The organism is Streptococcus sp. oral taxon 431 (assembly GCF_023115445.1).
GTDB lineage: Bacteria > Bacillota > Bacilli > Lactobacillales > Streptococcaceae > Streptococcus.
Map to the genome: position 1 here is coordinate 31,588 of NZ_JALDUI010000018.1, position 13,117 is coordinate 44,704.

General features: G+C 30.4%; 10 protein-coding genes and 1 pseudogene. 5 read left to right on the forward strand and 6 right to left on the reverse strand.

The genetic code is table 11. The features are described 5' to 3' along the window. The first annotated feature begins 271 nt into the window (after positions 1-271). Genes M1R56_RS08885 through M1R56_RS08895 form a run of 3 tightly spaced genes read left to right on the forward strand, consistent with a single transcriptional unit; the run spans position 272 to position 1,072 of the window. The gene (locus M1R56_RS08885; RefSeq protein ID WP_248035834.1) at positions 272-433 is read left to right on the forward strand and encodes a hypothetical protein; all 162 of its coding nucleotides are present in this window, start codon (positions 272-274) and stop codon (positions 431-433) included. A 24-nt stretch (positions 434-457) separates the two neighbouring features. Beyond that, on the forward strand, positions 458-760 hold the full coding sequence (locus M1R56_RS08890; protein ID WP_248035835.1) for a hypothetical protein: 303 nt from the start codon (positions 458-460) through the stop codon (positions 758-760). Positions 761-775: 15 nt separating this feature from the next. After that, positions 776-1,072, forward strand: a complete 297-nt coding sequence (locus tag M1R56_RS08895; RefSeq protein WP_248035837.1) for a hypothetical protein — start codon at positions 776-778, stop codon at positions 1,070-1,072. Between the two features lie 432 nt (positions 1,073-1,504). Here the strand turns inward: M1R56_RS08895 and M1R56_RS08900 are convergent, their stop codons facing one another. From M1R56_RS08900 to M1R56_RS08915, 4 genes are read right to left on the reverse strand one after another with little or no spacing between them, the layout of a single operon-like run. Further along, complete coding sequence (locus tag M1R56_RS08900; protein ID WP_248035839.1) at positions 1,505-3,187, reverse strand: hypothetical protein; 1,683 nt, start codon at positions 3,185-3,187, stop codon at positions 1,505-1,507. Beyond that, complete coding sequence (locus tag M1R56_RS08905) at positions 3,169-3,417, reverse strand: ABC-three component system middle component 6 (RefSeq protein ID WP_248035841.1); 249 nt, start codon at positions 3,415-3,417, stop codon at positions 3,169-3,171. Before M1R56_RS08905 ends, M1R56_RS08900 begins: the two co-directional genes overlap by 19 nt. 1 nt (position 3,418) lies before the next feature. Further along, positions 3,419-3,961, reverse strand: coding sequence for a hypothetical protein (locus M1R56_RS08910; protein ID WP_248035845.1), 543 nt, complete (start codon positions 3,959-3,961; stop codon positions 3,419-3,421). Then, positions 3,961-4,197 (reverse strand): hypothetical protein, encoded by a 237-nt coding sequence (locus tag M1R56_RS08915; RefSeq protein ID WP_248035846.1) that lies wholly within the window; start codon positions 4,195-4,197, stop codon positions 3,961-3,963. The genes M1R56_RS08910 and M1R56_RS08915 overlap by 1 nt, the downstream gene beginning before the upstream one ends. Positions 4,198-4,460: 263 nt before the next feature. Here M1R56_RS08915 and M1R56_RS08920 point away from each other — a divergent pair, with 263 nt between their 5' ends. Together M1R56_RS08920 and M1R56_RS08925 are read left to right on the forward strand one after the other, a co-directional pair. Further along, positions 4,461-8,174 carry an SNF2-related protein gene (locus tag M1R56_RS08920; RefSeq protein WP_248035849.1) on the forward strand — a complete coding sequence of 1,238 codons (3,714 nt, stop codon included), beginning with the start codon at positions 4,461-4,463 and terminating at the stop codon, positions 8,172-8,174. After that, complete coding sequence (locus M1R56_RS08925) at positions 8,161-11,613, forward strand: Eco57I restriction-modification methylase domain-containing protein (protein WP_248035851.1); 3,453 nt, start codon at positions 8,161-8,163, stop codon at positions 11,611-11,613. Before M1R56_RS08920 ends, M1R56_RS08925 begins: the two co-directional genes overlap by 14 nt. A gap of 207 nt (positions 11,614-11,820) precedes the next feature. Here M1R56_RS08925 and M1R56_RS08930 read toward each other — a convergent pair. Next, positions 11,821-12,065, reverse strand: a pseudogene (locus M1R56_RS08930) (AI-2E family transporter); the annotation flags it as partial. A gap of 318 nt (positions 12,066-12,383) precedes the next feature. Next, a partial coding sequence (locus tag M1R56_RS08935) for an IS3 family transposase (protein ID WP_248035853.1) occupies positions 12,384-13,117 on the reverse strand: 734 nt, incomplete at its 5' end.

Here is a 13,117-nt window from a genome sequence, read left to right on the forward strand (position 1 = left end):
GGAATTTAGAACACTGACACTTGAAAGATAACATGGAATCTATAACTTCTGGAAGTACTATCAAAAATTAATATCATAATCTTATTAGAGACAAGCATCACCCACTTCCTCAAATGAGATTAAATTGTAACTGAATTAGAATGAAAAAGAGACTGAACAATCAAGATTTAAAATCAGAAAATGAAATTGACATCGTTTCTTCTTTATGATATATTTGCGTTATTAAAGAAAATGAATATTTTTTTAGAAAATCAAAAATAATGGTTTAACTTTGAAGAAACTTGATAAAACAATTTTATTATTCCAAGAAGCAGATATGATTGTTAACAAGGTTGTTTTAGATAAAGATAATATGAGATTTTCTGTAGTTGAAAAAATTTTGGTGATTTTAAAAGTAAAAAATCTTAAAAATATCACTGTAAATGATAATTGAGTGAAATTAACAAAGGAATAAATTATGGAACTAAACAAAAACATCATGCTTGCGATTATTTTCGGTGAGTTACTAATCATATTTTTGTGGGCACTTATCGCTAATCTGACAACACCAAAAATAGAAATCATCGAAAACGTGAAATATGTTCAAAAATTACCTAAAGAATTTTACAAAATAGACCTTACCGACAATGTTATCATCGGTAAACATTATCATTCTGGCAACTACTATTTGGTCGTTTATAACAAATCCAAAAACAAAGGTGAAGATCGTATGGTGGAATACGATATCTGGAGTACAAAAGAAATTGGCTCACAATTTTAGAAAAAGAGGGACATTATGAAAGCATTGCAAGCATTTATTTATTCAACAATCGGTTTTATGTTCTTTGTTATGGTGAGCGTCAATTTTATTGGTATTTTGATGCCCACACCACCTAAAGAAATAAGAACCGTTCAAAAGATAGATGAAACCATTTATTATTTCACACCGAGAAATGATATCGTCACAAGCAAATTTTATAATGACGAGGGATATTTCTTGGTAGTTTACAACGAAGATTCAAAGGATTTTGACATCAAAGAAGTTGAAGAAGAAGATTGGGAACAACAAGAAATCAATCAATATGAAATATAGCGAATTTAAAGAGGCTGGGTAAAAAGCGCATAGTGTCAGGCATTGAAAAAACTTGATACTATGCGTTTTATTTTGGAGATATTTACTTCATTTATCTTGAATTTTAGTTTTTGCTCACCCTCGATTTTTTATTAGTTGAATAATTAAGATGAGGAAAAAGAAATGCTCAAATCAGATTTGATAAACATTATAACTAAGATAGACAAAGTAAAAAATTTCAAAGTACATTTATCTTTCAGAAAAATTTATATTTTCTCGAAACTTATTAAAATAAAATCTATACTTCCGAGAATAACTCATATATTCTAAATTATTTATATAAATTGTTATAAATAAGAACAATCAAATATAACCTTATCTTCATTTATTGTTTCAATTTATTTAAAAATAAACTAAGACTCCTCTAAAATAGAGTCTACATCAGAAAAACAATCAAAGATTAAAAGGTTTTTCATTTTCAGATAACTCTACTAGTATATTATCTCCATGGATAAATTCCTTGCCTGATATTTTCTCTTTCAAAACTGCAACTATATATTGGCACTCAATGCCACTGACAATATCAGCTATTGCCTTAAAAGCTTGATAGTCGATTGATTCAATTACATCATGTATTACAAAATTCGGAACATTTTTGTTAATTTTTTTAGCAAATTTTTGATACGCTAAGTCAAATGCTGTAATAATCGACTTTCGAGTACCCGTACTCAATACTCCATTCACATGATTAATACCAAAAGGGAAGGCTCCATCTGTTTTGTATAACATGAAAGACTGATCATTAGTTTTTCTGCTAAAATCTGAAAAAAATTCATTGAATATTGAAATCATTTCATATGAAGATTCTGAACTTTCTTCTAAAGTTCTTAGCTCTTCTTTTAACCTATGTAAACTTTTTAACAAAAAACAATAGGTTTCACTGATATTTTTATTTTTACCTAACTCTTCTAAATAATTAGCTAGATCATTTTTTAAAACTGTATATTCTTCTATTTTATTATCTTCTACCAACATCGTAATATTTTTATAACTAGAAAATAGCCTATTTTTATTTATCTCCAATTGTTTTATTTGACATTCTTTTTTCTCAAGTTGATAGTTAAAATAATTCAACTTATTCTCTACTAATTCAGTATTAAATTTAATTAAATCCTTAAACTCTTTGTCTAATTTGTCAGTTAGACATGAAACCTCCTTATAAAGCGTCTCTAGTATCTCTTCACTTACTAAGTTATTCCTATCAATTTCAGTCCTTTCAATAATGTCTTTAATACGTTCTTTCTGAAAATATAATTTATCCAAATTATCTTTTATTTGAGCATATTCAATCCTTATTTCGGAAATTTTATTTTCATTTTCCTTAAATTTTTGGGAATCGATTAAAATATCAATTTGATAATTTATATCTTCTACTCTTTTCTCTAGCAAATTAATCTTTTGTGTAATTATATCAATTGAATCAAAATTACTAGATTTCATATAATTTTTTAATTCTTTTTCTTTTTCTCCTATTTTTTCTTTATAAGCTAAAATATCATTTGCAAGTTCTTGTTCTTGTAAGTTAAATAAATAAGAATAAACATTATTATAAACTTTATCGGATGTACGTGTGAGAAATTTCAAAAACTTATCATTATCAGCTTTTTGATCAATTCTAACAAACATTTTTATAAGTTGTCTAAATGTAGGTTTATCTTGGCAATTTGAAAAGAAAATAAAATTCAAGTGTCTAGTATAATCGCTAATACTAACAGATCCCCCATTAATATAGCGTTTCCCATTTGGAAATAAATCAACAGCTAGTTCCTGACAATCTGTGCAATCGGTAAAGGATTTTGCTACTTCCAATACTACTTGAACCTTACTATCAATAATATAATTCTTTAACTTTTCATTTGATTTTTTTGTTTCTTCATTAAAATAAATGTATTTACGTTCCCTTGCCCCTAAAGCAATATCTATCAATTTTAAGATAGTAGTTTTTCCAACACTGTTACTCTTTTCCTGATTTTTTCCAGCATCTACAATTAAGTTTAAGCCTAGTTTAAAATTTATTTCCCTAATTATTTTTTCTGAGGGACTTGTTTCTTTTAAAGTTAATCTTCTAATATACATCTAATTACACCCCTTTGAGAAACTTCAACTTTATTTAAAAGATACAAAACATCGAGTGATAGTAACAATTTTGTAAAATCGATAGATTCATTATATTCTTTATGGATTTCTTCTAATAAATCATCGATATTAAGGTTGCCTTCCTTTAATATTGATAGAATGCATCCAGATAAATAATAAATCGTGTCTTTTGGTTTTAAATCTCTTTCAATTATTAAATCATCATTCATTTTAGTCTACTACCTCCAATATTTTACACTTAGAAAAAGCATATAACATAATTAAATAGATCGCATAGTCAACTTGTTCATCATATAAATTAGTAGGGTTAACAAAATCTTCATTACAAATCTCTTCTTTTAATTTATTGAATATCTGTTCAAGAATAAAATCTCCATCGATATTATCATTATTATCATTTGGTTTTATTTTCAAATACAACGTTTTCATTTTTTTCATTATAGAAGTTGGATCTGGGATAGTTTTTAAAACATTTTCAATAGAATCATATCCTTCCGAATATTCATCGAAAATTTCAATATACTTTTTTACATTATTATATTCAAACTTTTGGAGCCAGTCAGAATTTTTTCGTATTGAGTAGTCACTTTCCTCGATATCTATATTTGAGATTTTTATACATATTTCTCTTAATAAGGATCTTGGAATAGTGCGATTATTAATATTATCTAGTTTATTTACGTTAACTGTATTACCATCCCCTGAAATGCTTATTCCATTTTCTCCTGAACTTACATTTGTATTCAAAACCATTATCTTCCACCATTAATAGTATTGCTATCTCCAACAACACTTATCCCACTTTCTCCTGAATTTGCTTTTCTATTAGTAAATACCTCATTTTTTGATTGCTTACTCTTAAAATTTAACTCAGTATTTATATTCTTTTCAATTTCTTTTACCTTTTTAACTGAATTAACTGATGCAACGAAAGCTATAATTGATAAAAGTGATGCTATAATTCCTAAAAAATTATTTAAATTATCCATTAATTTCAACCCCTATATCTATTTTTTGTTTATATTTTAACATATTTTCCTGTATATGATTATATTTTTTGCTTCAGTAGTGTATCGAGTAATTACATAATAAAATCAAAATTAATAATTCATATCTTCTAAATTAATATTTATATTTATATTTTTTGAGTCATTAAAGTTGCTTAAATACTAAGTGTTTTTAACTATAAAATGTTAAAATATAATAGACTAATAGAAAAGTTGTTTAATAAAAAATCTCGGGAGAAATAAAGATGGCATATCCTCAATTTATAGATAACTCTAGAAAAAAATTATCTGATGTACTAAATGAAATTGCTCCAAATTACTCTGTACTTCGAATAGCAACTGGATATTGGGATCTAGCTGGCACTATTGAACTAATTGACGATTTTGAGCAATATTCGAAAATTCAATTATTGATTGGTAAAGAGCCTATTGCTCACAGGCTGCAAATACAATATAACATTGATATAAATGCCCCTGAGAACCTATTCCCAGAATCTGATATAACTCATGATCTACAAGAATATGGAAAAGGAGGAGATAATACGAAAATACTCGAACAACTCCGCATGACCGCCAAAAAACTTGTAAATCTAATTGAAAACAACAAACTTGAAGTAAAAATATATAGAGAACCTCGGCTTCATGCTAAAGCTTATATATTTGGAGAACTAGGAGATGCTGACTCAGTTGGTATTATTGGTTCTTCAAATTTTACAAAGGCAGGACTCACCTCCAATGCAGAGCTAAATTTTCTTACAGAAAACTACCAAATTGTTGAATTCAAACCAACCAGTGATAAACAACAAAATGGACATATCGTATGGTTTGATGAACTATGGAAAGACGCTGAAGACTGGACTGGAGAATTCAGTAACATCATTGTGGATAGCCCTGTTGGTGATAAAACATATGGTGCTTATGATGTTTACATCAAAACTCTTATGGAGGTCTTCCCAGAGGAACTGCAGCCTGTTGATCCTTTTGACAAAGATATTGAGGATATTCTTCACCCATTCCAAAATCAAAATGCACTCGATTTAAGGCGGAAACTGTCACGTTATGGCGTTGCAATGCTTTCAGATTCTGTCGGTCTAGGAAAAACCATCACAGCTGCTGCTATCATTAAACAATATATCGAGGATGGAAACAACAATATTGTTATTATTCCACCAGCATCGCTTAAACAACAATGGATTGACGAGTTAGAAGGAGAAAGATGGAATCTTCGTGAGGGAAAAGATTTCAGATTGATCTCCCAACAAGATTCTGGAACAATACAAGAACAAATTGATTACTTTAAACATCATAAAAACTCTCGAAATACTATTGACTTATTCGTAGTTGATGAGGCTCACAATTTAAGAAATCAAGGAAGTACTCGCTATCAAAAAATTTTACAACTATTCCAGGAAAATCCTCAATCGAAAGTTCTTTTACTCACTGCTACACCTATTAATAACTCTTTGATTGATTTTGCAAATCAAATACAACTAGGTGCAAAAGGTGATCTGGTTTCCATCAATGTTCCGTATAAAAGTAATAAAGGTAAAACTCTTGAATACATTGACTTCTTTGAAGCATTAAGGCGAATTCAATCAGAAGCAACTCGTGCTGAAAAACGAGGAGAAGAATTTGATTGGGATTTCCATAAAAATACTATCATTGCTGGAATAAGGCATTATCTTGTTAGATCAACAAGACAAGGTGTTATCAAAAATGAGCAGATGAATTCTACAAATGGACGAACCAATCCTTTCCCAACGTCAACAATCGAACAGTTCCCCTATACTTATCTCAGTGAGGATAATGAATTTATCCATCAAGTCCTAGATGAAGTAAAAGATTCAACTTTCGAAAATCTAACTCCTGCAACTCTAAACCTAAATTTAATTAGTGAATTAACACAACGCACTTCTCATCCACTTGATTTATATAAGGAAATCCATAAAGAACAACAATCTGGAATTAATATTTCTGAAAAATATAACCTCTCAATAAAGTCGAATAGAGAAGCTATTTTTATTAATGAAGATGAAGTTTCAAGTATTATTCCAACATTATTTAAAGTGATAAACTTTCTGGGCTTTGCACCATATAAACCAGATTCCTATTCTCATAATATTTACAATAAAACAATTAATGAAATTCGTGCATTAGATCTAAAAGGAAATGAAGCTAATAAATTAAGGACTCAACTTGCCATTCACAATATGCTTCATGTAACTTGGCTCAAGCGCTTGGAATCATCTACAGCCACCCTACTAAGATCTGTGCAGAATTACCAAGATAGGATTGCATTGTTTGAAAAATGGTTGGATAGGGGATATATAGTTAGTCTGACCGATGCTGTAACTCTTGATAGTGAATATGGTGAAGATATTGATAAAGCTTTTGAAGATTATGAAAAATACTTGTCAGATTTAGACGAGGCTATGTCTCAAGGTAACGAACAAGACATTAAAAAACGTGGTGTAGAAAGAAAAGAAGCTGATGAAAAACTATTTAATATTGCTCAATTAAAAAAAGATCTCCAACGAGATAAAGACATATGTAAATTTTTAACTTCTGTATTAACAAGATTAAGTAAAAAAGGCCATGACGGAAAGCTAAATGCATTTGCAGATAAAATAGTAGAACGATTAGAAGAAAACAAATATGGAAAAAAACTATTAGTTTTTAGTTTCTTTTCTGATACAATTGATTATCTGAAAGAAAGCCTCCCACAAATATTAGAAAATAGGATTCCTAACTTCTCAAAACGTGCGGAATTTATTTCAGGTAATAGTGTCTATGTTGAAGAAATTACTAAACGCTTTTCTCCGATTAGTAAAAAAGCAACGATTAAGAAGCAGGACGAACTCGATTTCTTATTTGCTACTGATGTACTTTCTGAAGGTCAAAACTTACAAGATGCTGGTTTCTTAGTGAATTATGATTTACATTGGAATCCTGTGAGAATGATTCAAAGAAATGGTCGAATCAATCGTTTAGGATCAACATATGAAAACATCCTTATTGCAAACGTAAAGCCTCATGATGACTTAGAGTTCTATCTAAACTTAATTAGACGTCTAGAACACAAAATTGCAACAATCAACTTTACCGTTGGTAACGATCAAAGTATATTAGGTGAAAGTGAAAATCCAATAGAATTTCATGAAATATTGGAATCTGATAACATTTTTGATGATGATATTGACAAAGCTTCAAAAGCAATGGAACGATTTGAAAATACCGAAGATATATTAGATTGGGTTGATAATTATTCCACTGAATTACGGAAATTTATTGATGCTCACAAAGAAGATGGAGCAATTAAGAGGATTCAAAGTATCCCTGATGGAAAATGGAATTACCTTCCGAAATCAACTGAAAATTTTGAGAATCTAGACTATGTTATCGGACTATATAGAGCCAAAGGTAAAATCTCTGCTACTGGTGCACTGATAAAAGATATTGGTTTCGTAAGCATCGAAAAAAGCTCAGAAAAAAGAGGGCCATTCAGCTCGCTTCAAGCAAAATACATTCAAGAAAAGGATGCTTTGAAACAAATTCAAACGACTCCCCAAGATAATAAACGTATGATAGATAAAATACCAGTCGATAGATCGGAATATATCAAAAAAGGTAATACTGAAATTTGTGTGCAATTTGAATCAGCTAATCCAGTTTATAGTATAAAGCAACAAGGGATGCACGCTCTTGAAATTTTAAAAACTTATTTTGGTTCAAGTTACAATCTTGTTGGAATTATTGAAAAAGGAATACGTTATTCAAATGATAAACGAGCTTTTGAACAAATTGTTCGAGAAGTAAATAAACAAAACAAAGAAAATGGTGAATTAACACCACGAGTAATCAAGAATTTTGAGAACTTACTAACTAAGCTTTTACAAGCTGAATCGGACGTAAAAAGAATAGAGAAAGTCGAAGGTGTATTATTCTATGCAAAACCATAATGGCATTCATACAATAGACAAATTAGTCAAACAACTATCGAGTGAAAAGAATGAGTGGATATCCCTCGCTATAGCAATTGACTTAGCTGATGAAATAATGAGAGGGATCCTTCCAAATCAAGATAGATGGACTAGTATGTTGGAACACGATAGTCAAAATACTGGAAATCTCCCCTCTCCTCTTCCAATGGATATTTTCCATAATCAAAAACAAAGAACATGGTTTCGTGAACACCCAGAATCTAATTCTGCACGTTCAGCCTTTCAACACTTCAAACAGGATGACTGTGTAGTTGAAAGTAAGTTATTCTGGTTTAGTGAAAGTGCAACTAAACAAAAGATTTCAGCTTCAACAGAATTTACATCTAACTGGGAAGACTCTGACTTAACAAGAATTCCAAGCAACAAGATTGGAATCGATTTTTTCCTGACATCTGATGCCAATTCTCTCCTAATTGTACTTTCAAATAGAAAAAAAATTCGTGTTATGGAGTTACATGATCATTTGAGTAATACTCAAAAACAAATTTTTGACAATCTATTTAAAGCAGCAAATGGTGATGATTCAAAAATTAATAATGGTCAAAATCTCGAACCTCAACAGACTATTCATAAAAAACTATGGGATGCGTTGCAACTGAAAGAAGTTAATAAACAATTCTATTCAATTATTGCAAAATTCTTTGAAGATCTAGTTGAAACTATGGAAAATCAAGGAAAGAACTCAGAAGATGCAAAACAATTTTCTTCCCGACTTCTAGGACGAATGCTTTTCATTTGGTTCTTACGGAAAATGAGTATTATTTATGAGGACTTTGGATACTTTGAAATAGATGGTTTATCAGCTACTGAATATTATGAAAAGAAAATAAAACTTCTATTTTTTAGTACCCTAAACACTGATATTTCCGATCGTAAACACCTAGATTATATAACACCGTATTTAAATGGTGGGTTATTTGAACCCAAGGAAAATGATTTTATTGGTGAAACAATCAATTTCCCACAAGATTATTTTAAAAATCTTTTTGATAGGTTTAACGAGTTCAATTTTACTACTGATGAATCTAGTGCTGATTTTGAAGTGATTGCAGTCGATCCTGAAATGTTAGGACAAGTATTTGAAAATCTATTGGCTTCCCAAAATGAAGATACTGGACAGAGCGCACGGAAATTAAGTGGAGCATTCTACACTCCGAGAGATATTGTAGCATTTATTTGTAAAGAATCTTTAAGGGAATATTTATATAACAAGGTGGGAAATAGAGTCTTCAATCAAGGAATAGACTTACTAATTGACTATTCAGATGCTGAATTTTTAGCAAGAAAAAGTACATCTGGTGCTGATTTATGGGGAATCAATAGTAAAAATATAACAAAAACTATCCTTGAGGCACTAGATAGCTATAAGGTTTTAGATCCCGCTTGTGGTTCTGGTGCTTTTCCAATGGGGATGATTCAACTACTTGTTAGAACATATGAAAGATTACTAAAATCCTTTGATGCATATGAACTTAAACTTTCTATTATTGAAAACAACATCTTTGGAGTAGATATCGAACCGATGGCAATTGAGATTTCTCGTTTAAGAGCTTGGCTTTCAGTAATTATTGACGAACCCGATAAAAGTAAAATCCAGCCTTTACCTAACCTAGATTTTAAGTTTGTTTGTGCTAATAGTTTAATCTCTTTATCTCAAGATGACGATAATATTTTTGACGACCAAGATTTAGACCTAAAACTTTCGGACATTCGACAAAAATATTTTAATGCTCGTATAAAGAGTTCCAAAGATAACTGGCAAAAAAAGTATTATGAATTAACAACAGGAAAAATTCAACTTTGGGAATCGGTACGTTCCGAACAATTAAAATCCTTCGACCCTTTTATTGTAAAGAAACCAGCAAGCTTTTTTGACAGTTATTTTATGTTTGGAGTTCACAAATTTGATGCAATTATTGGAAATCCTCCCTACGTTGGAACCAAAAAGCGGAGCACGGCTGATAAAATAGCTCTAGAAAATGAATTTGGATTTGCAGATGATCTATACAGCCACTTCTTCTTCAAAGGAATTGAACTACTTGAAGAAGGAGGAAGTCTTACATATATCACTTCTAAATCTTTTTGGACGATTCAATCGAAGAAAAACTTAAGAGATTTACTACTTTCTAACACAATAAATTATATCTTTGACACTGCTAATCCATTTGAATCCGCGATGGTAGATACTGCGATTACATCCGTTAATAAGAATAAATATGAGTTAGAAAACACGATTATGTTTATTGACGGAAGTAAAAATATATTAGAACCTATATATTTTAAAGTTGAACAATCTACTTATGTAAATACTCAAAATACTGTTATTTTTAAACCAACTAAGCACAACCTAAAAATTTATCAATTATATAGAGATAAGATTAAAGAACTAAATAATATGTGGTGGGATAAAATTTCCACCAGTAGCAAAATTGAACAGAATAAAAAAGAACTCAATGAATATCGAAGCAATTTAAAACCTGGAGACATTGCTTTATTAGGCTGTTTATCAGTAGGAGGTGTTGGTTTACAAACTGGTAATAATGGTAAGTATATTGCTGTTAGGAAATCAACTAAATGGGCTGAAAATATTATGAACACACGCCCTAGAAAATTAAAAAATGCGATCAATAAATATAACATTACATCTAATGACTTAAATGATTATTCAGATCCGAACCAGCTATTGATTGATTTGGATGAATATCAAATCGCTGAACTCTTTGATTCAATAAAAGAAAAATATGGTCGAGATGTTTTCGGACAAGGATATCTTTATCGAATTATAGAGGACAATGAAATTACTGATGTAGATTCCCTCACTGATGACGAAAAATTACACGGAATTTCTACCGAAAAAAATTATTACGTTCCATATGACAAAGGAGATAAAGACGGAAACAGATGGTACCTAGAAACACCATTTGCCATTGCGTGGTCAAAAGAAAACGTAAGCTATCTGAAAACTGATCCTCGGGCAAGATATCAAGGATATTCCTACTTTTTTAAAGAAGGTTTCTGTTGGTCTGATATAAATACTACTTATTTGAAATGTCGCTTGAAACAAAAAAGTATTAATGATGTTAAAAGTATGAGTTTATATGGATTGTCTCAGAAAGTACCAGAATACTATATCATAAGTATCATTAATTCAAAATTCATGAGCGAGTATGTTAATGATTTTGTAAATAATACTCAGACATTCCAAATAAACGATGCACGCCAATTGCCAATAGTTGTACCATCTCCTGAAAAACTTCAAGAGTTACTTCCACTCTTCCATGAGGTGATTCAAATAAAGAAATCTGATTATAGCTCCCAAGAAGATAAGGCTAGGGCATTAAAACTAATCGAAGATAAAATCGAAGATATTATTCTTGAAATATATCAAATAAAATAGGTATAAATATTTTAAAAGAGAGAACGTATCTCGTACAATGTCATAAGGTTAAGAAATTCAAATACAATTCTGTATTTGGATTTCTTTTTTATTTGATAAATTATAGTTAAGGAGATGTTTTCCATGATGAAACAGATAAAAGCCCTCTTGAAAAAATATAACAGATATATCAGTTAGAAACAATAAGGCTTTATTTAACAAGACTCATTAAATTAATTCTTTATCTATCTGATTTTCCTTTGCAACGACAAATTCTTTAATCAATTGATAGATAACAGCAAATATCGCTTTAAAGAATATCATTCCAAGTATGCCAAAGAGTTTACCTCCGATACTAGCTGCTGCAATCATAAAAACAGCTGCTAAAGCAATGGACTGATTTACAGCTGTATAACTTGATAAAGAAAAATAGAAAATAAGGCTTGAGTTGAACTGACTGTTAACTACCAGATTAAATTCCATCTATTGTGAAATAAAATGAAACAAGACTAAAAAAATTTCATCTCTTAGCCTAAAGGGGGATGGGGATTCCCCAAAATTCAAATCACCTCAAAAGTACATACACTATGTGTATACAAATTTTGGGTGTGATTTTGGGAGTATGTGTATACAGACTCTGAGCTCGCAAAGTCATATTATGAGAAATCTATCCCCTTCGATAAAATAATCCAAAAAATCAATTTGACTGTCATTTGTGTGTACAAATATTTTAAGAAGATATATAAAAAACGCTGCGAATTGTACTGACCCCAAAAAGTTAGACAATTAATTTATCCAAAGGATTTAGTTCTGTATTGCACAGGACTGAGTCCTTTTAGTTTTACCTTAATTCTCTTGTTGTTGTAATAATCAATATAGTCTACAATAGCTTGTTCCAATTGGTTAAGTGATTGGAAGGTCTTCTCATAGCCATAAAACATTTCGGATTTCAAAATGCCAAAGAAAGATTCCATCATGCCATTGTCTGTGCTATTACCCTTACGTGACATGGACGGCTGAATCCCCCTACTCTCTAAGAATTGATGATAAGAATTGTGTTGATATTGCCATCCTTGATCACTATGGAGAATAGTATTCTCGTAGTATTCCTCTGAGAAAGCTTGTTCTAACATCGTCTTTACTTGTGCTAAGTTCGGAGACCTAGAAAGATTATAGGCGATAATTTCGCTATTAAAGCCATCTAAAACTGGCGACAAATAGAGCTTTTGACTGCTTGATGGAATGGCAAACTCTGTCACATCTGTGTAGCACTTTTCCATTGGTTTAGAACCTTCAAATTGACGTTGAATGAGGTTATCTGCTTTCTTGCCAACGTCTCCTTTATGAGAAGAATACTTGCGTTTCTGTCGCATTTTAGCCTGTAAATTGAGCACTTTCATCAAGCGTTGAACTCTTTTATGATTGATCAAAAAACCACGATTTCTTAATTCTAAATGAATCCGACGATAACCATAATTTCCCTTATGTTCGATAAAAATGGATTGAATTTCAGCTTTAAGCTCTT

Excerpts from the sequence above, each read along its gene's own strand:
- M1R56_RS08895 (WP_248035837.1), top strand. The coding sequence starts at position 776 with ATGAAAGCATTGCAAGCATTTATTTATTCAACAATCGGTTTTATGTTC.
- M1R56_RS08910 (WP_248035845.1), bottom strand. The coding sequence starts at position 3,961 with ATGGTTTTGAATACAAATGTAAGTTCAGGAGAAAATGGAATAAGCATT.
- M1R56_RS08905 (WP_248035841.1), bottom strand. The coding sequence starts at position 3,417 with ATGAATGATGATTTAATAATTGAAAGAGATTTAAAACCAAAAGACACG.
- M1R56_RS08925 (WP_248035851.1), top strand. The coding sequence starts at position 8,161 with ATGCAAAACCATAATGGCATTCATACAATAGACAAATTAGTCAAACAA.
- M1R56_RS08915 (WP_248035846.1), bottom strand. The coding sequence starts at position 4,197 with ATGGATAATTTAAATAATTTTTTAGGAATTATAGCATCACTTTTATCA.
- M1R56_RS08900 (WP_248035839.1), bottom strand. The coding sequence starts at position 3,187 with ATGTATATTAGAAGATTAACTTTAAAAGAAACAAGTCCCTCAGAAAAA.
- M1R56_RS08920 (WP_248035849.1), top strand. The coding sequence starts at position 4,461 with ATGGCATATCCTCAATTTATAGATAACTCTAGAAAAAAATTATCTGAT.
- M1R56_RS08890 (WP_248035835.1), top strand. The coding sequence starts at position 458 with ATGGAACTAAACAAAAACATCATGCTTGCGATTATTTTCGGTGAGTTA.